General features: G+C 46.0%; 17 protein-coding genes and 1 pseudogene. 8 read left to right on the forward strand and 10 right to left on the reverse strand.

What is annotated here, in order from left to right; translation table 11 throughout:
* Nucleotides 1-223: 223 nt before the first annotated feature.
* The 3 genes from gcvP to AACV32_RS11630 all read right to left on the reverse strand — a co-directional run bounded on the left by gcvP (nt 224) and on the right by AACV32_RS11630 (nt 4,966).
* On the reverse strand, nt 224-3,103 hold the full coding sequence (gene gcvP / locus AACV32_RS11620; RefSeq protein ID WP_170895136.1) for an aminomethyl-transferring glycine dehydrogenase: 2,880 nt from the start codon (nt 3,101-3,103) through the stop codon (nt 224-226).
* Nucleotides 3,104-3,184: 81 nt separating this feature from the next.
* The gene (gene gcvH / locus AACV32_RS11625; RefSeq protein WP_013868476.1) at nt 3,185-3,565 is read right to left on the reverse strand and encodes a glycine cleavage system protein GcvH; all 381 of its coding nucleotides are present in this window, start codon (nt 3,563-3,565) and stop codon (nt 3,185-3,187) included.
* A 57-nt stretch (nt 3,566-3,622) separates the two neighbouring features.
* Nucleotides 3,623-4,966, reverse strand: coding sequence for a serine hydroxymethyltransferase (locus AACV32_RS11630; RefSeq protein ID WP_170895135.1), 1,344 nt, complete (start codon nt 4,964-4,966; stop codon nt 3,623-3,625).
* A 392-nt stretch (nt 4,967-5,358) separates the two neighbouring features.
* Between AACV32_RS11630 and AACV32_RS11635 the strand changes: the two genes are divergently transcribed.
* The 4 genes from AACV32_RS11635 (at nt 5,359) to AACV32_RS11650 (ending at nt 9,691) form a co-directional block, all read left to right on the forward strand.
* Entirely contained in the window at nt 5,359-5,982 is a 624-nt protein-coding gene (locus AACV32_RS11635) for a helix-turn-helix domain-containing protein (protein WP_010320321.1), read from the forward strand.
* 291 nt (nt 5,983-6,273) lie between these two features.
* A complete protein-coding gene (gene gcvT / locus AACV32_RS11640; RefSeq protein ID WP_026028607.1) occupies nt 6,274-7,407 on the forward strand; it encodes a glycine cleavage system aminomethyltransferase GcvT in 1,134 nt (377 codons plus the stop codon).
* Between the two features lie 77 nt (nt 7,408-7,484).
* Nucleotides 7,485-8,468, forward strand: coding sequence for a trypsin-like serine protease (locus AACV32_RS11645; RefSeq protein ID WP_170888984.1), 984 nt, complete (start codon nt 7,485-7,487; stop codon nt 8,466-8,468).
* 128 nt (nt 8,469-8,596) lie between these two features.
* Nucleotides 8,597-9,691, forward strand: coding sequence for a S1 family peptidase (locus AACV32_RS11650; RefSeq protein WP_170908166.1), 1,095 nt, complete (start codon nt 8,597-8,599; stop codon nt 9,689-9,691).
* 75 nt (nt 9,692-9,766) lie between these two features.
* Here AACV32_RS11650 and AACV32_RS11655 read toward each other — a convergent pair.
* The 6 genes and pseudogenes from AACV32_RS11655 to fruB all read right to left on the reverse strand — a co-directional run.
* Nucleotides 9,767-12,304: pseudogene (locus tag AACV32_RS11655) on the reverse strand (M16 family metallopeptidase); the annotation flags it as partial.
* Nucleotides 12,305-12,589: 285 nt separating this feature from the next.
* A complete protein-coding gene (locus AACV32_RS11660) occupies nt 12,590-13,273 on the reverse strand; it encodes a DedA family protein (protein ID WP_026028609.1) in 684 nt (227 codons plus the stop codon).
* Between the two features lie 53 nt (nt 13,274-13,326).
* Entirely contained in the window at nt 13,327-13,704 is a 378-nt protein-coding gene (locus AACV32_RS11665) for a hypothetical protein (RefSeq protein WP_231140440.1), read from the reverse strand.
* 141 nt (nt 13,705-13,845) lie between these two features.
* Nucleotides 13,846-15,588, reverse strand: coding sequence for a PTS fructose transporter subunit IIBC (gene fruA / locus AACV32_RS11670; RefSeq protein WP_017050018.1), 1,743 nt, complete (start codon nt 15,586-15,588; stop codon nt 13,846-13,848).
* An 18-nt stretch (nt 15,589-15,606) separates the two neighbouring features.
* A complete protein-coding gene (gene pfkB, locus AACV32_RS11675) occupies nt 15,607-16,560 on the reverse strand; it encodes a 1-phosphofructokinase (protein ID WP_017050019.1) in 954 nt (317 codons plus the stop codon).
* Between the two features lie 10 nt (nt 16,561-16,570).
* The gene (gene fruB / locus AACV32_RS11680; RefSeq protein ID WP_017050020.1) at nt 16,571-17,713 is read right to left on the reverse strand and encodes a fused PTS fructose transporter subunit IIA/HPr protein; all 1,143 of its coding nucleotides are present in this window, start codon (nt 17,711-17,713) and stop codon (nt 16,571-16,573) included.
* A 225-nt stretch (nt 17,714-17,938) separates the two neighbouring features.
* Between fruB and cra the strand changes: the two genes are divergently transcribed.
* The 4 genes from cra (at nt 17,939) to AACV32_RS11700 (ending at nt 25,585) form a co-directional block, all read left to right on the forward strand.
* Complete coding sequence (gene cra, locus AACV32_RS11685) at nt 17,939-19,069, forward strand: catabolite repressor/activator (protein WP_170895184.1); 1,131 nt, start codon at nt 17,939-17,941, stop codon at nt 19,067-19,069.
* Nucleotides 19,070-19,211: 142 nt separating this feature from the next.
* On the forward strand, nt 19,212-20,354 hold the full coding sequence (locus tag AACV32_RS11690; RefSeq protein WP_170895133.1) for an exonuclease SbcCD subunit D: 1,143 nt from the start codon (nt 19,212-19,214) through the stop codon (nt 20,352-20,354).
* Nucleotides 20,354-23,395 carry an SbcC/MukB-like Walker B domain-containing protein gene (locus AACV32_RS11695; RefSeq protein ID WP_170895132.1) on the forward strand — a complete coding sequence of 1,014 codons (3,042 nt, stop codon included), beginning with the start codon at nt 20,354-20,356 and terminating at the stop codon, nt 23,393-23,395. The genes AACV32_RS11690 and AACV32_RS11695 overlap by 1 nt, the downstream gene beginning before the upstream one ends.
* Nucleotides 23,396-23,533: 138 nt before the next feature.
* Nucleotides 23,534-25,585 (forward strand): ATP-binding response regulator, encoded by a 2,052-nt coding sequence (locus AACV32_RS11700; RefSeq protein ID WP_013868489.1) that lies wholly within the window; start codon nt 23,534-23,536, stop codon nt 25,583-25,585.
* A gap of 86 nt (nt 25,586-25,671) precedes the next feature.
* On the opposite strand, the gene cqsA is transcribed toward AACV32_RS11700, so the two are convergent.
* Complete coding sequence (gene cqsA, locus AACV32_RS11705) at nt 25,672-26,853, reverse strand: alpha-hydroxyketone-type quorum-sensing autoinducer synthase (RefSeq protein ID WP_017050024.1); 1,182 nt, start codon at nt 26,851-26,853, stop codon at nt 25,672-25,674.
* Between the last annotated feature and the right edge of the window lie 22 nt (nt 26,854-26,875).

Consider the following 26,875-nt stretch of genomic DNA (forward strand, 5'->3'; position numbering starts at 1 on the left):
ATTTTTTTTGGGCGGCGTAGGTGACTTATAAATGGGTAATGCGATGCGATATGTTGACACCGCAGTACACAACATGTTGGTAACTTTTGCCCAAAAATCGTTTTACAGCCTAACAAAAAGGCGAACTTCTCAGTTCGCCTTTATTATTTAATATTGATAACAAAGTCAGTCACAACCTAAAAGATGATCATAAACTGTGACGACGAGCTATCAACGTTAGCACCTACTCTTGGTAGTTATCGATACTTGGGCATGAGCAGACAAGGTTACGGTCACCGTATACGTTATCGACACGGCTCACGGTTGGCCAGTATTTTGATGCCTTAGTATGAGCGGATGGGAAGCAAGCCGTTTCACGAGAATATGGGTGAGCCCATGCATCACTTGCGAGATCCGATTGTGTATGCGGCGCATTCACTAACGGGTTGTCGGCTAATGGCCATTCGCCTGATTGAACTTTCTCCATTTCGGCGCGAATCGCAATCATCGCCTCGCAGAAGCGATCCAATTCGGCTAAGTCTTCCGATTCGGTTGGTTCAATCATCAAGGTGCCAGCAACAGGGAATGACATCGTCGGTGCGTGGAAGCCATAATCCATCAAACGTTTAGCAATGTCTTCTTCGCTGATACCTGTCGCTTCTTTAAGCGGACGAATGTCAATAATGCATTCGTGCGCTACGCGGCCGTTACTACCACGGTAAAGAATAGGGTAGTGTGGGCGCAGTCTTTCCATCACGTAGTTGGCATTTAGAATAGCGATTTGAGTAGCCGTGGTTAAGCCTTCTGCACCCATCATGGCAATATAAGCCCATGAGATAGGTAAAATAGAAGCGCTGCCTAAATCGGCCGCAGATACTGCGTGATCGCTGCCTTCAACTCCCCCTTCAATATGTCCCGGTAGGAAAGGCGCTAGGTGAGATTTTACACCAATCGGTCCCATACCTGGGCCGCCACCGCCATGAGGAATACAGAATGTTTTGTGCAGGTTGAGGTGAGAAACATCAGAGCCAATAAAGCCCGGATTGGTTAAACCAACTTGCGCGTTCATGTTGGCACCATCAAGGTAAACTTGGCCGCCCGCGGCGTGAACCATGTTACACACTTCTTTAACTTGTTCTTCGTAAACGCCGTGCGTTGAAGGATAAGTGATCATGATGCTAGAGAGGTTCTCTTTATGCTTCTCAATTTTGTCTGCGAGGTCTGTGATATCAACGTTGCCGTTATTATCACATTTCACGACCACTACTTTCATCGAAACCATTGAAGCGGTTGCAGGGTTGGTACCGTGTGCTGAGCTCGGAATTAAGCAGACGTTACGGTGTCCTTCACCACGGCTTTTGTGGTAGCGCTGAATCGCTACAAGTCCTGCATATTCGCCAGAAGCACCGGAATTTGGTTGTAGCGAGAAGGCATCATAGCCTGTGATTTCACAGAGCTTTTCTTTTAAATCCTTAGCGAGAGCGGCGTAACCTGCGGCTTGCTCTTTCGGTGCAAATGGGTGGATTGAACCAAATTCAGGCCAAGTGACAGGGATCATCTCGGCTGCGGCGTTCAGTTTCATGGTGCAACTGCCAAGCGGGATCATGCCGTGAGTTAATGAAAAGTCTTTATTCTCAAGTTTTTTCAAATAACGCATCATTTGCGTTTCACTGTGATAGGTGTTGAACACAGGATGCGTTAGGAAGCGAGATTGACGACGGCAGTGTTCTGGAATCGCTGCAAATTCGTTGGCGGCAATTTCTGCCGACAGCGCGCTTACCGATTGCTTAATATCGAAAACCGCAAACAGGGTTTCAAGATCAGCGGTGGTGGTGGTTTCATCCAAACTGATGCCTAATTGGTCATCAAATCGGCGTAAGTTGATGTCGGCTTGCTGCGCTTTTGCGTACAGAGCTTGAGTTTGAGCGGCACTCTTTAAGGTAATCGTGTCAAAGAAGCTGTTATGCACCAATTCGTAGCCCGCTTGAGTTAAGCCTGCCGCTAGAATTGCTGTCATATGATGAGTACGGCGCGCAATGGTGCGTAACCCTTCTGCGCCATGATAGACAGCATAAAACGAGGCCATATTAGCCAGCAGAGCTTGCGCGGTACAGATGTTCGAGGTCGCTTTTTCGCGGCGAATGTGCTGCTCGCGAGTTTGCATTGCCATGCGCAGTGCTGGGTTACCTTTAGCGTCAATCGACACTCCGATCACGCGGCCGGGCATAGTGCGTTTGTGCGCTTCACGCGTGGCCATAAAGGCGGCGTGTGGGCCGCCGTAACCCATAGGGACACCGAAACGTTGAGCTGAGCCAATCACGACATCCGCGCCCATTTCACCTGCTGGTTTCAGCAAGGTGCTGGCCAGTAAATCCGTGGCAACAGTAACCAAGATTTTATTGGCTTGCGCTTTAGCAATCAGGTCGCTTAAATCACGCACTTCACCTGTGGTGCTTGGGTATTGCAGCAGCGCGCCAAACACATCTTGTTCAGGCAATGAGTCGAGTGCGCCGATTTGTACCTCAAAACCGATAAATTCAGCGCGAGTTTTTACCACTTCAATGGTTTGTGGATGAACATCGTCCGCCACAAAAAAGACGTTACTTTTGTTTTTTCCTGCGCGTTTACACAGTGTCATTGCTTCGCCAGCGGCCGTTGCTTCATCGAGCAGCGACGCGTTGGCAATATCCATTGCTGTTAAATCCATCACCATTTGTTGGTAGTTAAGCAGCGACTCCAAACGACCTTGAGAGATTTCTGGCTGGTAGGGCGTGTAAGCCGTATACCAGCCCGGATTTTCCAGTACGTTACGCAAAATGACGTTCGGCGTGAAGGTGTTGTAGTAACCTTGACCAATGAACGTGCGTTTAATCTGGTTTTGATTGGCAAATACTTTCATCGCGCTGAGCATATCGGCTTCGCTTTTAGGCGCAGCAAGGGACATTGGGCTTTCTAAACGAATTTGCGCAGGAACGGTTTGTTCGATTAACGCGGCTAAGCTTTCGGCATTAATCGCGTTGAGCATTTTTTGTTGATCGGCTGGGTTGGGTCCGTTGTGGCGTGCAACAAACTCATTTTCGGTACTTAACTGGCTAAGCAGTGGGCTGTGAAGTAATTCAGTCATTTCCTTTACCTTTTCAAAGATCGTGTGCGACCTTAAAAAAAAGCCGCCCATGCTGGGCAGCTTTGATCCGTGATGGGCTAATTAATCTTCTTCGATAGAGTTTTGGTACTCTTCTGCATTTTTTAGATTGTCGAGTTCAGAAGCATCAGACATCTTCACTTTCACAATCCAGCCACCTTCATACGGTTCTTCGTTGATGAGTTCTGGGCTATCTTCTAACTCTTCGTTGATTTCAACGATGACACCTGTAATCGGTGCGTAAATATCTGAAGCGGCTTTGACAGATTCAACTAGAGAAAAACTGTCTCCAGCATCAATTTCTGTATCTACTTCAGGTAGGTCAACAAACACTACGTCACCAAGCATCTCTTGCGCATGCTCAGAAATACCGATGGTCACTGTGCCGTCACCGTTGTCGCGCACCCACTCGTGGCTATCTGCAAACTTCAGTGTATTGTCCATTGCTTTATCTCCAAAAAAGTATCGTATTGATTTGAACTTGTGTTTAATTTAAAAAGGCTATTGGTAGAGTGGGAAGCGTTGGCACAGCGCTTTAACTTGTTTGCGCACACGTTGCTCAACATCACTGTTTCCTTCTGGGCTCACAACAAGGCCATCGAGAACATCGCCAATCCACTCACCGATGAGTTTGAATTCTTCACGACCAAAACCACGGCTGGTTCCAGCTGGCGTACCTAAACGAATACCCGAAGTAATCATAGGCTTCTCGGTATCAAATGGGATGCCATTTTTGTTACATGTGATTCCTGCACGCTCTAATGCTTGTTCGGCGATATTCCCCTTCAGCCCTTTAGGGCGAAGATCAACAAGCATGAGATGAGTGTCAGTCCCGCCAGTCACAATGTCACAACCGCGAGTTTGCAATACTTCGGCGAGAACTTTTGCGTTATCGATCACCGAATCAATATAACGATGAAACTCAGGGCCTAACGCTTCGCCTAGTGCTACCGCTTTGGCCGCAATTACGTGCATTAACGGGCCACCTTGCAGGCCGGGGAAAACCGCCGAGTTAATTTTTTTGCTGATCTCTTCGCTGTTGGTCAAAACCATACCGCCTCGTGGGCCGCGCAAGGTTTTATGTGTGGTGGTCGTGACAACGTGGGCATGCGGCAATGGGCTTGGGTGAGCACCAGTGGCGACTAATCCGGCAATATGCGCCATATCGACCATTAAGAGCGCGCCCACTTCATCAGCAATGGCTCGGAATTTGGCAAAATCAATCACGCGAGGAATGGCAGAGCCGCCCGCAATGATCATTTTTGGTTGATGTTCTAACGCGAGGCTGCGTACATCATCATAATTGATTTCTAAGGTCGTGCTATCGACACCATATTGAATTGCATTAAACCACTTACCAGAGAGAGCAGGCCGAGCGCCATGAAACCACTTACCAGAGAGAGCAGGCCGAGCGCCATGAGTGAGGTGGCCTCCGGCATCCAGAGACATACCTAAAATCGTGTCACCCGGTTGCAGTAAAGCCAGCATCACCGCGCCATTAGCTTGTGCGCCTGAATGCGGCTGCACGTTGGCGTATTGACAATGGAATAGGGATTTTGCACGTTCAATCGCAATGGTTTCGACGGTATCAACGTGTTCGCAACCACCGTAATAGCGACGGCCGGGGTAGCCTTCTGCATATTTATTGGTGAGACAAGTACCTTGCGCTTGCATAACGGCTTTTGAAACGATGTTTTCTGAGGCGATCAGCTCAATTTGTTCATTTTGGCGTACGTATTCGGCTTGAATACCCGCAAAGACAGCATCATCAGTGGCAGCAAGGTTGGTTGAGAAAAAGCTCTCAAGGCAGTGGTTGGGGTAACTTTTGTTCACGTTGGCATTCATGGTAGATGACCTTCCAATAATCCGACGGATTGGCTAAACATTCCGTCATTCCTTTTTAGTGGCTGCCTTATCGTTAAGCCGTTGGGCGACAACAAAGCAGAGTGTCAGTTATCCTTAAACTGGATTGCAACCCCAACAATACGGGGTGAAAAGCCACTTAAACCTTGTTAAATCCCTAACCGCAATAAGTGGTAAACTGCATCTCTTTATCTAACAAGTCAGTAACATACTCTTTGACTTATAAACAATCAATCAAAAATTTCCTATAGGAAACATGGTTTCTTTTTTTGTAAGCAAGAGCACGCTTTATTTACGTTCAGCCTCTTTAACCTTGCGTTGGCTTTATGCCACAATGATGGCCGAAATCAGGAAGATAACAATCGAGGGAAAGCATGTCTGAAGACATTTATGATGAGTACCCATCGTTGACCTTGGCCAAGGAAACTGGTGAACAAACGATCGAACCGCTTAAGCTTGGGCAACGTATTAAAGAGATCCGCTCTAAGCTTGGGATTACGCTAGAAGAGGCGAGCCAGCGGACAGGATTAGCTCGATCTACATTGAGTAAAATCGAAAACGAACAGATTTCTCCAACCTACCAAGCGATGCAAAAACTCGCTCATGGATTGCAGATAGATATGCCTCAACTATTTGAGCCACCAAAGAAAATTGTGGCAACAGGTCGTAGGGATATTTCTCGTATTGGTCAGGGCAAGCCGCATCCCACCCCAACTTACGAGCATGAATTGCTCGCCACGCAGCTCTCTAATAAGAAGATGATGCCGTTTAAAAGCCGAGTGCGAGCTCGTGCATTTGAAGAGTACAGTGACTGGGTTCGTCACGATGGTGAGGAGTTTTTGTTGATCCTCACGGGTGAAGTTTTGTTCTATAGCGAATTTTATGAACCGGTTCGATTGGCGGAAGGTGATAGCGTTTATTACGACGCTAACATGGGGCACATGCTGGTCTCTGTCAGCGAAGAGGATGCATTGATTTTGTGGGTTACTGCAAAATGAGTGTGAAAACGCGAAGTTTCTTATAGTGACGGCAATCGTTTGCTATTTGGTGGTTTTACCTTCTGCAGTGTGCTTTTAATCACTTTTAGCTCAGGCGATGCTAAGCATATCGCGACTTTTAATTGTGATTGGGTTGTTAATTTTGACAATTCATCGTGTTTTGAACTTGTTAATCCGCCCGAACGGGCGCATTCTTGTTCACTATTGGAAACATGGTTTCCTCTTCTTTGGACATAATAGCCAAAATTTGGTGGTGAATTCCCTGCTGGGTCGGCTGAAATGGAGATAAAAATGACTCAAGAACATGCAAATCAAACATTACTCACTACTCCTTTACATGCGCTGCACATCGAAGTTGGAGCGAAAATGGTGCCATTTGCTGGCTATGACATGCCCGTTCAGTACCCATTAGGGGTAAAGAAAGAGCATTTGCATACTCGCGAGGCGGCTGGTTTGTTTGATGTTTCGCATATGGGCCAACTTCGTTTGCATGGAGCCAATGCCGCGCAAGCATTGGAGTCATTGGTTCCGGTCGATATTATTGACTTACCAGCAGGCAAGCAGCGTTACGCCTTTTTCACCAATGCACAAGGTGGCATCATGGATGACTTGATGGTTGCTAACCTTGATGATCATCTGTTTGTTGTGGTTAATGCGGCTTGTAAAGCACAAGATATCACGCATCTACAAGCACATTTGCCACAAGGTGTTGAGCTCGAAGTCATTGACGATCGCGCGCTGTTAGCGCTGCAAGGGCCAAAAGCCGCTGAAGTGTTAGCTCGCCTGCAACCACAAGTGATGACGATGCACTTTATGGATATTCAGCTAATGGACATCGACGGTGCTCAATGCATTGTCAGCAGAAGTGGTTATACCGGTGAAGATGGTTATGAAATTTCTGTACCAGCAGAGCAGGCCGAAGCATTGGCGCGTAAACTGACCTCTTATGAAGAAGTGGAATGGATTGGTCTGGGCGCGCGCGATTCACTGCGTTTAGAGTGTGGTTTATGTCTTTACGGGCATGATCTTGATACCACCACAACGCCAGTTGAAGCGAGCTTGTTATGGGCGATAAGCAAAGTGCGTCGTGCTGAAGGTGAGCGTGCGGGTGGTTTTCCGGGTGCAGACATTATTCTTGGGCAGATCGAAAGCAAAGATGTTGCACGTAAACGTGTAGGTTTAGTGGGTTTAACTAAAGCGCCAGTACGTGAAGGCACTGAGCTATTTGATGCCGATGGCCAGCATATAGGCGTAGTGACCAGTGGTACAGCGGGACCGACGGCTGGCAAGCCCGTGTCTATGGCCTATATCCGAGCTGATTTATCAGCGATAGGCACAGAAATTTTTGCTGATGTGCGCGGAAAAATGCTGCCTATGGTGGTTGAGAAAATGCCGTTTGTGGCTCAGCGTTATTATCGCGGCTAAAGCATCATAAAATGTAATAAAAGCGCATTTAAAGATGTTTCATATCGATAACGGATTAAGTACTATCTGGGTTCAAAGTGATAAGGAATGACATGATGAACAAATGGGTAGTACTTTTATCTTCGCTCGCCGTCTCTGGCAATGTGTTCGCCGTTGATGCTCAGCCCTACATAGTAAACGGTACGGATGCAAGCGTGACGGAGTTTCCTTCTATAGCGAGCTTGTTTTTTGATCAAATTGATTATAACGGTTCGTATGGAAGAGGAAGCTATTGCGGTGCTTCGTTGCTCAATAACCAATACGTATTGACGGCTGCGCACTGTGTTTATGGTAATAGTGCAAATCAGCTTTTCACCTCTGTTGTACCTAAGCTGCAAATTGAAACAAACTTTCCATACAACATATTAGAAAAAGCGCGAGTGGCGGAGATCTATTACCCATCAACTTATAACAACACCACTTTATTGGATGATATTGCGATCCTCAAGCTTGAAACACCTTTGACAATGGTGTCGTCTGCTGACTACTTAACGCGGCCTACCGCAAATTCTGATAGCACTTATCGTTCATCAAGTGAAACCTTTATTGCCGTTGGGCATGGTAATACCTCTTCTAACCTCGATACTAAAACGTCTCTACAACAAACAGAGTTAACCTATGTACCTAACAGTTCTTGTCATTATGGGACTGGTGTACCGGACACTAATTTATGCATGGAAGGGGCGATAGGTTCTACGGGGCTGCAAAATGCAACCTGTCAGGGCGATTCTGGGGGGCCGTTATTTTGGCATATTGGCGGTAACTATATCCAAGTTGGTATAACCAGCTTCGGGCCAAATACCAAGTGTGGAGACCCACTGGTTACTGCTCCATCGGTATTTACGGAAATCCTTGACTATTCTACTTGGATAGAGAGTGTTCTGCTTGGTTCTGAACCACCAAAATTTGTCGCAACAGAAGCGAAACGCCAAGCTTATTTAAACCCACCTTCTGACAGTGGTGGTTCATTCGGCTGGTGGTCTTTACTGCTGATGTTTATCCGCTTCATTCGTAGACGTTGAACCCTTATTGATCTCGAGCGACCTGTTTAGGTCGCTTTTTTATTGCCTTTTTTGAGCAGGTTCCACTTAGGGCGCTAAACTTGAAAGTGATACACGCGTATCTTTCTAGATGAGTGACGAGGTGATGGATGTACAAATGGATACTGTTCAGTGCGATGCTATCAGCAAATGCTTATGCGGTTGATTTCCAGCCTTACATTGTGAATGGTTCGGATACCAGCAGTGCCACTTACCCTTCTTTTGCTAGCCTTTTATATCAAAGCAGCGCTCAGTATAGTACCAACAGTTTTTGTGGGGCGAGTATTATCAATTCACAGTTTATTTTGACGGCAGCTCATTGTATTTACGGTAAAAAAGATACCATGCTTTATACGGTGGTAGTGCCTCAGTTGGATAATGTGGCCGATTTCCCCTACGGGAATATCCAGATATCGCGCGCGGCGGCTTTTTATTACCCCAGTACTTACATCAATTCGTCCAGTGCACTCTGGCGTGATGACATTGCGATTATCAAGCTCGAAACACCGCTCAATGTGGCGGACTATTCTGCGCTACTCAATACTCAGTTAAATAATGATTACCCTGCTGGCAATAATTACAAAGCGATTGGGCATGGCTACGTGGCGGGTAATGTCCCGAATGCTAATAAGCAGTTGCAAGAAACGACCCTCACTTTTGTTAGTAATGCCGTCTGTAGCGCTTTTTATGGCTCGGCACTGACCTCAAAGCAGATCTGTTTTGATGGTGCGGTAAGCGGTGCATATAAAAACTCCACCTGTTCTGGCGATTCCGGTGGGCCTATCTATTGGTTTAATGGCTCGCAATACATTCAAATTGGTTTAACCAGCTTTGGGCCTTCACTATGTGGTGATACTAACCAACCGATCACCTCGGTATTTACGGAGCTTTATGATTATCAGAGCTGGATTCAGCGCGTTCTTACAGGGGCAGAGGTGCCTAAATATTATGTTGCCACTCAAAATGGGGTACGTGTTCTGATTGATACTCAAACTGTTGCCCCTCAAGAGGAGAGCGGTGGCAGTTTGAGTATCCTAGGGTTGACTCTACTGCTGTTATTTCGCTTTCGGGCGCATAATGATTTTGGTTCGTCTGTTGTGGTGATTAAAAATTTGCTTGGCTCTCAACGTCATCTCTTGTGCGGTGATTCGGTTTGCCGTTTGCTCTATGTTAAACAACGCATCGATGCCGTACCCGTGCAGTGAATAACGTTGAATAAACCAATTCATCTGCTTGGGGTCGTCTTTGAGTGGTTTGAGATCGGCAATCAATTGTTTCGCTGCGGTGAGCGTTTCCTCTTCCGTTATTTCGACGGATAAACCGTCAATCAGCTTATCAATGGCTTGCTCTGCGGTATCGACATCATTGGATGAAATATCTACGCTAAATAGCCAATCGTTGTGTGGTTCACTATCGGCTGAAACCGAAAAAGCATTGGGAGCGTAATCCAGCCCTAGCTGTTCACGCACCTGACTCACCATGCGGCGGTTTGCCACACGCCACAACATATCATCCATAAAGATAGTAGTAGCCGATTTGTGTTCCGGGTCGTTACTGATCACTCTGGCAAGATAGGCACTGCTTTTTTCATCGTTGATCGCCATGTCGATTCGAGGCTGAAAGTCTGCGCGATAATCAATGCGATAATCGACCTCAGGTGCAGAGCTGAAGGTTAATGACGCTACATAGGTACGCAATAGTGGTTTCAGTTCGGCAGGTTTAATGTCTGCGGTAATAAAGAGTTTAAAGCCTCTATTTTTCTTAAAGAGATCATCATGGGTTTGCATCAGTTGCTCAACACTCACCGTATTGATGTCCGATCCTTCGTATAACCAATGAGTGGTGTCCGGCAGATAGCTATTGCGATTAATGGCGAGCGCCATCTGGCCAATGGGTGAGCGAAGAAAAGTATCACGATTTTGCTTAAACTCTTGTTTTGTTAACTGCAGATGGCTGTCGTCGATGTTGATGGCTGTCATCGCCGTATAAAGGGCCGCAAACGCTTCGGCTAACTCATCTTTAGATGATTCAAGGCTGATACCATGCGACGTAAAGTCGATGTAGGGATTCAATATGATGCCGTGTCTTCTCAGGTGATTATCCAACTGAGAGCCGCTAAAGTTACCAATTCCACCGCGTATGGCACTCGGAATAAGCACTTCAGAAGCTTTACGCAAATCGGGCTCTAAGCTTGCTTTACCACCAAGGCTTGCCAAAGAGGCATACACTTTTTCCCCTGCGTTAATGTCTCTGCGATACCACACTTCAACACCGTTACTTAGCGTCCAAGTGGTGATATCCACCGACTCTTGAGGTTGAGATTCTGACAAAATGGCGCCTATCTGCGTAGGTGTTACAAAAGCTTGATTGACCTCTTGCAATAGCGGTGGCTGCCCTTTTTGGGCAAACAGGGTTTTGAGTGTTGGCAGTGTCGCGACGACGGATTCTTTGTCTTCACTTTTATCCAACCCAATATTGATCTGGTAGTCGCTAGACAATAATTTGCGAAGGTGTTCATCGAGTATGGCATTGTTGGTGGTCGAGATAAATTCGGTTAACGTCGAACGTCGGTCTAAATGTGACTGGATCGGTTGATCTAACGTGCGCGCCAGCGTTTTTTCTTCGACTAAATCTATCGCGGTGGCTTTTTGCCAATTGTTATCGAAGTTCGCTAACATCTCTTGATACTGACGGAAAATCGCCTGAAACTCTTGCTCACTCACACCATGATCACGCAGTGCAGCAAGTGTGGAGAAGAAGAGATTTTGCGATGCTTCTCTTGAGTCCACTGGAAACCCGACCTCTGCAAACGAATAGCGCTGGGTTTCAAACGGGATAGTTTGGGAATAAATCCAAAGTGCCGGAAGGTTGGCGTCACTAAAATTGCTGGATAACCGCTGTTGTATCAGTTGCTGGGCGATATCATCGAGCCACCACTGGGCTTGTTGTTCACGGCTGGCTATTTTTTGCTCGCCACGGTCGATGAATAGGCTAATGTTCGGTGAGTCATTGGCACCAATGTAACCCACAAAATCTGTATTATTGGCCGTAATGCTGTGATTTCTAGTCGGCATTGGCGTGCTGCCTTTTTCCCAGCTCGCGAAATGTTTTTCTATCAATGCCGTGGCTTGCTCTAATGTGATATTGCCAGCGATAACGATTTCGGTGAGCTGTGGCTGATACCAAGTGCGGTAAAAATCGGCAATCCCTTCGGGGGTCGCTTGGTTCACGCTCTCTTTGGTGCCCAAGGGATCATGCTGCGCATATAAAGTATTAGCAATCATGTGCTCATAAACGTTTTGAGCGTAGCTCTTCTCCTCTTTACGTGAAAAACGAAACTCGCCCATGATCACGCGTTTTTCATTTTCAACCGATGTAGGAGTAAGCTCTATACCATCGGCAATATCTCTAAACCAGACCAGAGCTGGCTCTACCGCTTGGTTATCGGGTAAATCCAGTTTGTAAACCGTTTCTTGATAAGCAGTATAAGCATTGATGTCAGGGCCAAAACTGACACCTGATTGCTCAAAGGTTTTGATCGCATCATTTCCGGCATAATGAGCGCTGCCATTAAAAGCCATATGCTCAAGAAAATGAGCGTAGCCCTGTTGCTGGTTGTTTTCTTGAAATGCGGCTGCGTGAACAATCAAGCGGATGGAAACGGGTTCTTTTTGATTGGGATAAATGTGGTATTTCATGCCATTGGCCAGCTCGGCGCTCGCCCAATAGGGATCTTCTTTGATCGGAATGAACGCTTGATTTGAAGCACATCCCAACAGAAATAAGCAACTAACGAATAGTAGACGATATATTTTCATAACAACCTCGACATGTATTTGGTGGCAATATACGTCATGAGGTTTGAATTATTTTGGGGAATGTGACTGTCAACTCAGGTTTTGAGAAAGAAGTTTCAATTTTTTCGTAACAATGAATGTTATTAATTACATTGTGTAACGGTAGTGTTAGGTTTTGAATAGTTTACCCACCTTTGTATTGGATATCTCTAACACGTCAGCTAGCACCATAAAACAGAGAGGCTGGCTAATTTCTTCAACAGTGGAAGCATTAGCTTCACACTGCTGAGAGATTAGTTCGGTGATCTACTGGCTTTCTTCACTGATACGAGGGGCTTTTTGCAGTGAACGTTTACGCATTAACCAACCCACCAGTACCGTTGAGATAGCGATCAACAGTGTCATCAGTGGTGCTAATATCAACGCATGATTGGCTATTTTGGCAAGCTTATCGGGCAAAAGAGAAATACCTAAGCCTGAGCCGACCAAAAACAGAATCCACGCCAGCGCGCTCAGTGGTGAGACGAGCAGGAAGCGTGTTGGTGTTACTGCATTACGCAGCCCCATTACCATAGGCAGCAAAGAACGAACTACCGGCAGAAAGCGCCCCATGAACATGGCCAGTAGCCCATACCTTTGGATCAAGTTATCGGTAGTGCGCCACTGTTTTTCTGAGACTTTGTTGAGCCAAGTTGAGACTAATCGCCACTCTTTAAGTTGGTGGCCTTGATAAAAGGCGATCGCACTGCCCAGCCAACCAGCAAAAACCAGCACGCCAATAATGGCATAAAGGTTGAGTACCCCAACGGCCGCAAGGCTACCACACAGTACAATCACACTATCGCAAGGCAGTGGCGCTGCTGGAATAAATGCACTTTCAACGAAGATAAGTAACCCAATGCAGAGGTAAAGTAACGACAGATCGACCTGTTGTAGCGCAAACAGATCTTGATGCCATAAGGCAGAGAAAATAGACAAAAAAGTATTCATAACAAGCTTCCTCAATCAGTAAATAGTAATAATTGGTCCGATTGAAAAAGGTGTTAAGCGTGGGCGAAGCGTGAATACAGGTTGGAAAATTGCAGTGCTTTACGCACAAAAACGTGAGTTGATTGACCTATATACAGAGAACAAATGACGACAAACGCAGTGGTACTGAGAATGTAAGAAAGTAGGGTAGTTTCTGCGCTCGTCTTTTCGTCGTCATCTGAGATTAACCGAAGCCCACTGACTCGTGGCGTTTCATGCCTTGTGGTTAATATCGCTGCATCACGATCAACAAAAAATAGATGACTGGAAAAACGAACATGCTGGATTGTCGTAGACTCACTCGCCGAAAAGCTTTGTGTAGCATTGAGGTTGAGCGAGGAGAACAGGCTCAATAAGCTAAACAAGAAGGCAAACATCAATGACTGGATCATAACTATCGCGAGGCTACTTAAACTGAGGGTGAGTATGCGGCGTGTCAGCGGTGCGTGTAAAGGAATTTTAGCCCTGGAAAAGCGTGAAAAAGTGAGCAGCGCTGCTGCTCACTCATGATGGTTAGATATTAATGATGCAAATTATATTGCTGCCGCGGTTGAGCTCTCGCTCGCTTTTGCGCGGTTTTTAAGGAAGGCGTAACCAAAGCCAGTCACCGCCGTACCAGCCGCAATCGCGATTAGGTACATCAGTACAGGTGTAATCGCATTTGGTATCAGTAGGACAAATAAGCCGCCGTGCGGAGCCATTAATTTCGCGCCAAACAACATAGACAGTGCACCCGTTAACGCGCCGCCTGCCATACAAGCTGGGATAACGCGCATTGGATCTTTCGCTGCAAATGGAATTGCCCCTTCAGAGATAAAGCATAAACCTAGTACAAATGAGGCTTTACCCGCTTCACGTTCACCGGCTTCGAATTTGTCTCTGGCAAGGAAAGTCGCAAGGCCCATACCTAACGCTGGCACCATACCCGCAGCCATAATAGCGGCCATTGGTGCGTAAGTTTGCGAAGCAAGTAGACCAACACCAAAGGTATACGCTGCTTTATTAATCGGCCCACCTAAGTCAAAGCACATCATCGCGCCTAGGATTACACCCAGAAGTACGGCGTTGGCTGAGCCCATGTTGTTTAAGAACTCAGTCATTGCAGCCATGATGCTCGATACAGGGCCACCGACGATATAAATCATCACCAAGCCAGTAAAGAGACTCGCCACAAATGGAATGATGAGGATTGGTTTTAGCGCTTCCATCGATTGAGGTAAGGAGACTTTATCTGCAATGAATTTAGCAGCGTAACCTGCAATGAAACCGGCCACAATACCGCCAAGAAAACCGGCTCCGGTAGAGCTTGCCAGCATCCCGCCAATCAAACCAGGAGCAAGCCCCGGACGGTCAGCAATCGAGAACGCAATAAAACCCGCCATGACAGGGATCATTAATGCAAAGGCTGAACCGCCACCAATGGTCATCAGCGCTGCCGCCAATGTGCCTTGCTCTTTAAACGCTTCAATACCAAACACAAAAGAGAGTGCGATGATCAAACCACCCGCGACTACGACAGGAAGCATGTGAGATACCCCAGTCATCAGGTGCTTGTACACCCCTTTTTTCTCTTCGGTTTGATTATTATTAGACGCTGACGATTGCGTATAAATAGACGCTTGGTTAAACGCGTTGGTGATCTCTTGCTCGGTTTTTTTCAGTGCAAGGCCAGTACTGGTTTTGTACAGTTTTTTGCCGTTGAAACGATCGAGTGGCACTTCGATATCGGCCGCAATGATCACCAAATCCGCATCAGCAATCTCTTGTGCCGTGAGTTGGTTTTTCGCGCCCACAGAACCACGTGTTTCTACTTTGATCTGGTGGCCAAGGCGTTTTGCATGGTTTTCTAGCGCTTCTGCCGCCATAAAGGTGTGTGCAACACCCGTTGGACAAGCGGTGATAGCCACGATTTTTTTAGCAGCTTGCGTTACGACTGGCGCAGACACCGTTTTTGCCTCTTGCTCAGTTAGGATAGTCGCTGCACTTATCGCGCTGTTTAAAAAAGTAACGGGATCAGACGTGCAGGCTGAAATGTCACTTTGGTACACTTTTTTGCCGATAAAGCGGGTGGTATCTATTGGTGTATTACGAGCAATAACCACCACATCTGCGTTGTCGATTTCACTGCTAGAGAGCGTATGGCCTTGAATGATGCTGGAATGACATTCAACCACAGCGGTCCAATTGAGCGATTTTGCCGCTTGTTCAAGCAGCCCGGCAGCAATGATGCTGTTTGCAACGCCACTGGGGCATGCGGTAATAATAGCAATCTTCATAGTTACGACCTTCTGTCCTTATGAGTTAGCGCTTAAGCTAACGGGTTGTAATTGGATTTGTTGTTGTAGGGTTTCGAGTTGTTTTCGGTTTGACATACCCACGCCGACTTGCGTAACAGCTAACGCAGAGAGGGCAGTGGCAAAAGTAAGCAGTTCTGTTTTTTCCATCTGCTGCATGTGTCCCCAGCAAAGGCCCGCGACTAAAGTATCGCCTGCGCCAACAGTGCTAACGACCTGCATACGTGGTGGTTTTGCATGAAGCCATTGATGTTGGTTCAACCACATCACGCCATTTGCTCCCATCGACACCACGATATTTTCAATGCCTTTTTCGGCCAGTTGCGCGGCGGCAGCTTGGCATTGCTCAGGAGTGTGTAGTTCACGCCCCACAAATTGAGAAAGCTCTTCATCGTTTGGTTTAATCAACCAAGGCTTTGCGTCAAGACCCGCTTTGAGGGCATCACGACTACTATCAAACAGCACTTTTTTACCCATGAAGTGCAGTTTTTCGATCCACGAAGCACATAATGCTGGGGAGATGCCCTGTGGCAAGCTACCAGCGAGCACAAAATAGTCGTGATCAGCGGCTAATCTCTCGAGAGTGCGTTCGAACTGCTCAATGGCAAGCGGCGTCACTTCAACTCCGGGGAAATTGATGTCGCTCACTTCGCCCGATTTCTCCACCAATTTCACGTTAATACGGGTTGCACCATCAACACGAACAAACTCATCAATTGCGGCCATTTGATCAAATAGCTGACAGAACAACTCTTGGTTATCACGGCCAAGAAATCCGGTCACAGTCACCTTTGCACCGAGATCGCTCAGTACTTTCGCAACATTAACCCCTTTACCTGCGGCGTGAAGTGAACCTTGTTTGACTAGGCTCACTGAGCCAACATTCAGCACATCCAAGCTACCTGTTAAATCAAGCGCTGGGTTGAGCGTGATAGTGACGACTTTATTTGTCATGACTTAATCCTCACCCTTCACCTAGACCAGAAGCAATCGCTTTACCGATCGATTCTAATGCTTGCTCGGCGTCTGGCCCCTCAGCTGAAAACTGAAGCTGGTGGCCATGTTTTACGCCCAGCGCAATGACTTTCATCAGGCTTTTCGCGTTGGCTGTTTTTCCGTCGCCATCTAAGTTAGACACTTTGATATTGGCTTCAAATTTCTTCGCTTCGGCCACCAACATCGCTCCTGGACGAGCGTGCAGACCATGTGCGTTTTTGATTTTAAATACCGCAACCTTGCTTGCTGCGCTCTCATCTTTTGCCGGAGCTTGTTCATTGTCATTGCTGAAGAAAGCCAATAATTGGGCAGCATTCGCATTGAGTAAGGTTTCTTGCTGCTGCTGAAGCACAAGCTGCGTGAGCTTATCCAGAATGTTTTGGTGGGCATTATTACAAGCGGCAATCGCGATCAAGGCTTTGACGTTGAGTTGATTGTATTCACACGCATTGGCGGTTGACACAAACGAAATGCCCGTGCGTTTGACCGCTTTGTCACTGCTGATTAACCACAATCCCTTGCCTAGGTGGGTTGGCTCTTTCGTGACCAGTTCGGCAACAAATTCATTGTCAGCACAGCCAGTATTGCGTAGCAAACCGCCAGCGACGGCGCTCATTTGTACCATATCACTGGCAGGGAAAAGCAGTTGGATCAACGAAGCATCAAAATCAGGCTCAAATTGCACTTCGCCATTGAGGAGTGCAATGACATCATTGGCACTGGACGCTTGTTTCAGTTTCTCTTCAACGCCATCGGCGGACAACACTTGCGTCAGTTGCTTCAGAATGCCCAAATGTTCATCGGATTTCGCTGCAATACCAATCGCGACATAAACGGTTGCGTTGTTACCCCAGTCAACGCCGTTGGGGAAGTGGTGAACAGCAACACCCGTTTGCTTAACCAGTTGACGTGTATCGGTTGTACCGTGTGGGATCGCGATACCATTACCAAGAAAGGTCGAATTCTGAGCTTCACGGTTAAGCATGCCATCGACATAACCTGCTTCGACGAACCCTTTGTTGGTTAGATCCGCTGCGATAGCTCGAATCGCCTCTTGCTTGTTCGTGGGTGATTGGCCCAAAGTAATATTGTTGGAATTGAGTTGCAGCATTTTGGCCTCTTTGCCTTACGGCTTAATTCGTTATCACTTTTAAGTATAGATTTCACCTAAGTGATAGTTTATTAATATGACTTATTCAAGCTGAATCGTTTCAGCTTTTTTCCCAAAAAAATTCAGCAAACCTATTTTTGACGAAAAATGGCGCTGTTCAACTTATTACTCGCACTGCTCATTTTTATAACACTCACATTTGGTCATCTTTACATCGATGAAGTGATGGTCAAATGTAGCCTTAGTTATCATTTTGTAATTTTGCTGAATCCTTTCAGCTTTTATACTGAATCGATTCAGCGTATAATTCAACTTCATCAAGGATCAAAAAATGAGTTCTATGATCCGACGCACAGAACAAGAGTGGTTGATATGACACTAGATGAGATAGCGAAGTTAGCGGGAGTCTCTAAAACCACCGCCAGTTATGTAATCAATGGCAAAGCGCAGAAGTACCGCATTAGTGAAAAAACCCAGCAGAAAGTGATGGCCGTGGTGGATGCTCATAATTACCGTCCCGATCACGCCGCTTCTGCTTTGCGAGCAGGAAATAGCCGCTCTTTTGGGCTCATCATCCCTGATCTTGAGAACACCAGTTACGCGCGTCTTGCTAAATTGTTAGAACAGAACTCTCGCCAAGCGGGTTACCAAATTCTCATCGCCTGTTCGGACGATGATCCGCATACCGAAATGTCGGTGGTGGATGCCTTAGTCTCACGCCGCATCGATGCGCTATTTGTCGCCAGCGCGATTCCTAACGCCAGTGAGTTTTATCTCAAGTTGCAACATTCAGGCACTCCGGTTATTGCGATTGACCGCCCGTTAGATGATGAATTTTTTGCCTGTGTGATCAGTGAAGATTTCAACGCCGCGTTTGAATTGACGCATTCTTTATTAACGCCGGAGATCAAAACCGTCGGCTTAGTCGGTGCATTACCAGAGCTCAATATTTCGCAAGAACGCCAGTTGGGGTTTGAATCAGCGCTGAGAGCGAAAAATCTGCACAGTGTCATCGGTTATGGCGCGCACTTTAATCGAGAAGAGGGCAAACGAGTGGTGAATGAATGGATCGCCAATAACAGTATGCCAGATGCGATCGTCGCGACTTCCTACACCCTGCTTGAAGGGATCTTAGATGTACTGTTTGAAAACCCAAGCTTGATGAATCGTGTGAAGTTATCGACATTTGGTGATAACCGTTTACTTGATTTCTTGCCGATTAAAATCAACTCGTTGCCGCAGCAGTTTGAGCTGATTGCCGACAGCGCACTTGCTTTGGCCCTCAACGCTTCGGCAAAACGTTATCAAGCTGGGATCGAATTGGTGCCTCGTAAACTGAAAGTTCGTATCCATTGATGGTCACTTTTTAGCTTAATTTTTATAAAGTCATCAAGAAAATTCACGTAGCCTAAGCTCTGTTTTTCTCGATCTTACGTCGCTTTTCTTGGTTAATCGCGTATTATGAAGCACTTTGATTTTCGCTATCTTTAGGGTTGGAATGAAGTTTCTTCACACCTCTGACTGGCATCTCGGTCGACAATTTCACAACGTTTCTTTATTGGATGATCAGCGCGCAGTACTCAATCACTTGATTGTGTATCTACAGTGCAATCGGGTGGATGCTTTAATCGTCGCCGGAGATATCTACGATCGTTCAGTTCCACCGACTGCAGCCATTGAATTGATGGATGATATAGTCAACCGCGTGTGCAACGAGCTTTCCATCCCCTTAATTATGATCCCCGGTAACCACGACGGGGCGAAGCGTTTAGGCTTTGCGGCCAAGCAGATGCAACACTCGGGCTTGCACATTATTAGCAATTTTGAACAGATGATGCAGCCTGTGGTACTAAAATCAGCCATTGCTGGTGAAGTGGCATTTTATGGTATGCCTTATAACGACCCTGAAGTCGTTCGCCACTACTTTGGAGAGGCTGTAACCAGTCATGATGAAGCCCATCAATACCTTATTGAGAAGATTATATCGCAGTGGAATCCGTCACAACGTCACGTTATGATTGGCCACTGCTTTGTTGATGGCGCTATCGAATCTGACTCTGAACGTCCTTTGTCCATTGGCGGCTCTGATCGTGTCAGTCATCAACACTTTGTACCTTTTGATTATGTTGCGCTCGGCCATCTGCACCAACCGCAGAAAAAGGGGGAAGAGTATATCCGTTACTCTGGCTCTCTAATGAAATACAGCTTTTCAGAGCAGCACCACAAGAAAGGAGCGACCTTGGTTGAATTTGATGAACAAGGTTTTGCCAGCGCCACGCATGTGCCACTGACTGCTCCTCATAGCATGCGTATTATTGAAGGTGAGTTGCTGGAGATCATCGAGCAAGGCAAAACAGACCCACACAACCACGATTATCTGTTAGTTCGTCTTACCGACAAACACGCGATACTGGACCCGATGGAAAAACTGCGTCAATCCTACCCCAACGTACTGCATTTAGAAAAACCGGGCATGTTGGTGGGAGTTGATCAAACAATGGGGCGTGCACGTTTGGCACGCGGTGAGGTGGATATGTTCCGCGATTTTTTCTTAGAAGCTAAGCAAGAAGCGTTAACCGCAGCGCAAGAGCAAGCGGTGATCGACGTCATTCAAGCCCTAAAGCCGGGGGCCCAAGCCTAATGCGTCCAATACAATTGACCCTGCAAGCATTTGGCCCCTTTGCTCATAAAGAAGTGGTGGATTTTACCGCCTTGGGAGCCTCACCGCTATTTTTGATTAATGGTCCAACCGGAGCGGGCAAAAGTTCACTGCTCGATGCCATTTGCTACGCTTTGTATGGTGAAACGACAGGCAGTGAGCGTACTGGTGATCAAATGCGCTGCGACTACGCGGCCCCGCACACGCTCACCGAAATCAGCTACCAGTTTGAGCTTGGCGGGCGAATCTACCAAGTTGATCGCTCGCCCGACCAAGAAGTGCCGAAAAAACGCGGTGAAGGCTCAACAAAAAAATCCCATGCCGCGAGCTTGTTTGAATGGGTCGATGGCGAAATGAAATTGCTTGCTAACAAACCCAATCCCGTCGGTAAAGCAATGGTGGAATTGATCGGTTTAGATGTAAAACAGTTTCGCCAAGTGATGGTCATCCCCCAAGGGAAATTTCGTGAATTACTGACTGCCAACTCCAAAGAGCGGGAGCAAATCTTTGGTCAGTTGTTTCAAACTCACATTTATAGCCAAATTGAACGAGCGCTGTTTGAGAAAGCGGCGGGGATCCGCAAAGCGAAAGAAGAATTTGATCACCAAATTAAAGGCGCATTGGACGTCGTGAACGCAACTAGCGAGCCACACCTTGAAACGTGCATTGCTGAGCTGTCACCGCAATTGACGGCCGCTCACGCAGCGTACCTAGATGCCCAGCAAAGGTTTGATGCAGCGAGCAGCGAGCAAAAGGCGGCGCAAACCCTTGCTAAACAATTTCAAGAGCAGCGTCAACTCGTGCAACTTAAAGCCGATCACGATGCACAATCGTCAGTCATCGATGCGGTAAAAGCTCAAAGGCATCAAGCCTTGCAAGCTACGCGCTTAGATTCACCCTATTACGAATTACAATCGTCACAACGTCAGTTAGAAGCGGCCAACCAAGCAAAAGTCGAAAAAGAACAAGCGCTTACACAGTCACAACAGCAGTGGCAACAAGCTAAAGCGGCTCAAGAAGACGCGGCAGAAAAAGTCAAAATAGTGCCGAATCTGATGCAACAAATTTATGACTTAAACCTAATCAAAACTAAGCTTGTTGAACGGGAGCATCATCAAAAAGCGCTGCAACAAGCCTTACGTGAAGTGGAGCTCGCGACGCAAAATCGCCACAACTTGCGCACCGCTGTTGAGCAGTTTGAGCAGCAAATTATGCTTAAGCGTCAAGAGTGCGAAAGAGTTAGCCAGCAGTTGGCTGAGTTAAAAGGCCAGCGCTTAGAGCTTGAAACCATCAAACAGCAGATTGATCGCTTATTAAAGCTGCAGCAGCTTGAACAGCGTTTAGTCACAGAGCAAGCTGCACTGAGCTATAGTCAGCAGCAGTTTGAGTTGGCGCAGCGCGCGACATTGGACGCGAAACAGCAAGCCGATAAATTAGAGCTGATTTGGCACACCAACCAAGCCGCCGAGCTGGCTCGAACCTTGGATCAAGGCGACGAGTGCCCGGTGTGTGGCAGTTGCGATCATCCTAAATTAGCGCGTTATACCGGAGAAACGGTGACTAAGGCGCAAGTGCAGCAGGCGAGAGCGATACAGCAAAACAAACTGGCCACAGAGCAAGAAACGCTAAAACAGCAACAGCAACGAGCGACCAAATACGCACGGCTTGAGCAAGAGATGGCAAGTTTGAGGGAGTCATTATCTGGAAATACGCAAAGTTTAGTACAACTGCAGCAAGCTCAAAGCGATCTTGAACATTCCATTGCTCATCTTGAATCGCTCAATCCAGAGCAATTAGCTCAACAATTGGCAAAATTAGAACTGCAGTTAGCACAAGCTAAGCAAAATGCTGAAACGCAGCAGCATAAAGTCGAACAGGCCACCCTGACGGTTGCCAAAGAGCAGACCGAAGTTTCTGCCTTAAGCCAAGGGATCCCGGAGTCGTATCAAGACAGTTTGCATTTGAACGAATCTTTAACCCAGTTAGAGCTGCAATTGGCCAATCTCAACCATTTAGATGCGGAAACTAAAGCGCGCTTCAATCAAGCGAACGCTGATTTTTCTGGTGCGAAAGCGGCGTTGGCGGCGGCGGTCGAACACCAGATTCATTGGCAAAATGCGTTTACGCAGTCACAGCAGCAGTGGCACAGTGCGCTGATTGAGAGCCAGTTCGACGATACTGAGCACTATTTACAGGCGCGTTTATCTTCGCAGCAGATCGAGCAGCTTGAAAAGCAGATCAAACAATTTGACGAAAGAAGTACGACGTTAAACGCCCAGCTTCAAACATTAGCCAGTGAGCTGAGTGAAAAAAGTGAGCCCAATCTTGCTGAGTATGCAAGCGCGGTCGAGGCTGTAGCCATGTTACAGCAAAGCGCACTGGATCAATGGAGCACGTTACGGTCTAAAATGGATGCCTTAACCAGTGTGAAAGAAAAAATCGCTATTTTACATATAAAAAATGAAGCCTTAGAGCAAGAGTATCAAGTATTTGGGACTTTGAGCGATATCGCCAACGGCAAAACAGGCGCCAAAGTGAGTTTGCATCGCTTTGTTCTTGGCGTGCTGTTAGATGATGTGCTGATCCAAGCCTCAATGAGGCTGCAGATCATGAGTAAGGGGCGTTACCTGCTCAAGCGTAAAGAAGATCGCGCCAAAGGTAATGTGGGTTCAGGGCTTGATCTGATGGTCGAAGATGGCTACACCGGAAAATGGCGAGATGTGGCGACCTTGTCAGGTGGTGAATCTTTTATGGCGGCGTTGTCATTAGCGCTGGGGTTATCGGATGTGGTGCAATCATACAGCGGCGGTATTAAACTGGATACACTGTTCATCGATGAAGGTTTTGGCAGTTTAGATCCTGAGTCATTGGACTTGGCGATTCAAACCCTTGTCGACTTACAACAAGGAGGCCGAACGATCGGCATCATTTCTCACGTGAGCGAGCTGAAAGAGCAAATAGCCTTACGCATTGATGTCGATGTGGCGAGAAATAACGGCAGCTCAATAAGACTTGTTGCATAATGAATGGGAATGTAGGTTATCTTGTGCTAGTTATTAATAAGCATAGCGTGGCGAGTGTGACTCACTTCGACGTTTAAAAAGATCAGGTTATGCATGATGATGATTATAAAAATGAATGTATCAGTTTGGTAAGGTTGCATGGACGTAGTAAAAAAAATATACCAGTACGCTGAGCCGAACCTCACCCTTGTGGGATGGATGGGGTTCATTGGTTTTCCCCTTTATTATTACGTGTGGACTTATCTCTTTCCACAACCTTATGAAAGTATGGAGTTACGGGCGATTTGCGCCATTTTATTTGCGGGGATTATTTTTCGTAATTCAACGCCGAAACATTTACAGCACTACTTACCTTACTATTACTTGTTTTCAATAGGATTTTGTTTGCCATTCTTCTTTGGCTACATGATGCTGATGAACGATTGGTCAACGATCTGGGCGATGTCGTTCATGGCGTCTATTTTCCTCCATATCCTCTTAGTCCACGAAACAAAAGTCATGCTGATTCAAGCCGCCATTGCATTAGCATGTGCTTACTTTGTGACTTATGGCGTAATGGACGCGGAATTGCGAGTGATGGTGGAATGGCCGTATGTACCGATTTTTCTATTTACTTACATTTTTGGCAACCTGTTCTATTTTCGTAACCAAATTGAACATGAAGCGAAGGTGTCGATTGCCAAGTCTTTTGGCGCAGGGATTGCGCATGAAATGAGAAATCCATTAAGTGCGTTAAAAGCGTCAATTGAAGTAATGGGTTCAGTATTGCCCAATCCTACGGCATCCAAATCAGAATCTTATACGCTACCGTCTAAAGATTTAGAGCTGATTGCTGGGCTATTAAGAGATGCTGATGAAGTCATTCGCTCCGGTAATGAGACCATTGATTTGCTGTTAACCTCGATTGATCAAAATAGGGTCTCAACATCGACCTTTAAAAAGCATGCTGTAAAGCCTGTTATAGAAGAGGCACTGCGCAGTTTTTCTTATAAAAGACCAGAAGACAGGCAGGCAGTGACTCTTAAGGTGGTGGATGACTTTGATTTTTTAGGCAGCAGTACACTGTTAAAATACGTGCTCTACAATCTACTCAAGAATGCGTTCTACTATCAAAATAACGATATGTTTAATATCCATATCACCTTGAAATCAAGTGAGAATTGCCACCAAATTACAGTGAAAGACAATGGTGTTGGTATTGAACCTCATTTGCTGGACGATATTTTTAAAGACTTTTATACCTTCGGTAAAAATGGTAGCTATGGTCTGGGGTTACCCTTTTGCCGTAAAGTAATGCATGCTTTTGGAGGGGATATTATCTGCCGTTCTGAACTTGGAGAGTGGACGGAGTTTACCTTAACGTTTCCCGAGTATGATTCGCAAGCCGTTGCTAATATTAAACTTGATCTAATGAAGGCGAAATCTCTGCTTTATATTGGCAAAACGAGCATAGTGAATCGTTATCTCAGTGAGAAATCGTTCTATCTTGGTTTCCAGCTTAATGTCTTAGAGCCTGAGAGTGCTTTGCGTCGAGAAGAGTTTGAATTTGAGTTTGATCTGATCTTTGTGGATCTGCAAACGTTGGATGAAACGCCGGATTACTTAACCAAACTGGAACCTAAACTGCATTTTACACAAGCAAAAGTTTGCTATTTATATGACCAAAATCAGCGTTACGCGCTGACGATGGAGCGTCATTTAACCATTTACCCAATTGAAAAGCACAAATTGTTATTGGATGGATCGGCGATTATTGATGAACTACTCTTTGAAACGGAAGAGCTTATTGCCGATAAAAATGTTATCCCGTTAAAACAATATGATTATGAAAAACGAATTTTGTTGGTCGATGATAACCACTCCTTACGTAGCTTCACCGCTCTGCTGCTAGAAAAGCAAGGGTATGAAGTACTGCAAGCGAGCGATGGGGAATTAGCATTACAAATGTTGGCCAATAATTCAATTGACTTGGTGTTAATGGATATTGAAATGCCGATTATGGATGGTATTTCGGCCACTTTATCTATCCGTTCATCCACCGCTTCTTACAGTAAAGTGCCTATTATTGGGCATACGGGTGACAATAGCCCTTCAACGATAGAAAAAATCCGTACATCAGGAATGAATGATTACGTTTTAAAACCAGCGGATAAAACGCTATTGTTAAAAAAATTAAGTCACTGGATTTAATAACCCTAGGTGAACCCTAGGGTTATTCCTTACCTTATCCTTCTTATTTGAGATTGCACCATTGGTTTAGTATGTCGATGCGTGACTTACTTGAAATAGAGACTGCTATCATTTTGGGCCCTTTCACACACGGTTAATATGGTGTCAATTTGTGAGTCAGTGACATTACTATTTAACGAAAGCCGAATAATGTTTTTATTCTTTGAAGTGGCAGGCCTGCAAAAAACAGCACCAAATATTTGATTCTCTTCTAAATAATCACGAACTTTTTCTGTATTTCGTTCATCTCCGGTTTCTAGCGCTATGATTTGGGACTCACTTCGTACGCTTAGCCCTATACTATTTAGTCCACGACGCAGTGTGTGTGCATTGCGGTGCAACTGAGTTCTTTTAGAATCGGCTGATTTGATAATGTCCAATGTCGCTTCTAACGCTTCGACTTCATAAGGCAAAATAGTTGAACTAAAAATAGCGGGATAACCCACAAAAGGGATACAGTGATTCACATTATTATTCGCCCAAATAGCGCCAGCGCGATACGCGAACGTTTTCGCAAGGCTAGCTGTAATAAAGTCAACCTCTGCTGTTAACCCTAATTCACTGACAAGTCCTGCACCTTTTTCGCCATGTGTGCCAAGTGAATGCGACTCATCAACTAAAATGGCGCATCCATACTCTTTGGCGATAGTGACCAAATCGGTGAGTGGTGCAATCGTACCTATAGTGCTGTAAATCGAATCAACCACAATGAGCCCTGGGCCGTGTCGAGCGATTAGTTTTTGCAAATGATCACAATTATTGTGCATGAATGGGTGAATATTGGCATTAGCGTAACGAGCACCTTCCCACATTGACATGTGAGCAAAAAAATCAATGTAGACGTTACTTTGTGGCCCGCACACGGCTTGCAACAAGGCAGTATTAGCATTCCATCCTGATTGAGAAAGAAGGCAACTATCAAAGCCTACAAATTCTGCAAATTTCGTTTCTAATGAAGGTTTAGACTCTTCATCTTGTAGAAAAATAGCGGACATAAAAACACTATCATGTGTTTTATCGATGGCATTTTTCAGCCGTGCTTTAATTAATGGATGATCAGCCAAGCTTAAATAATCATTACTTTGTAACACTATGTCGTTTTTTGTTGGCCTTTTCCCTAGGACTAGATGTTTTCCGTTAGCATTTGCATTAATCAAATCATTGATAAAATAGTCAATTCTAGATTGTATAGAAGCCGGTAGTTCGTGTTTCCACTTACGTGAATTCATGGTTATATCCTTTATATGTTTT

It is taken from the genome of Vibrio sp. B7 (assembly GCF_963888765.1).
Lineage (GTDB): Bacteria > Pseudomonadota > Gammaproteobacteria > Enterobacterales > Vibrionaceae > Vibrio > Vibrio anguillarum.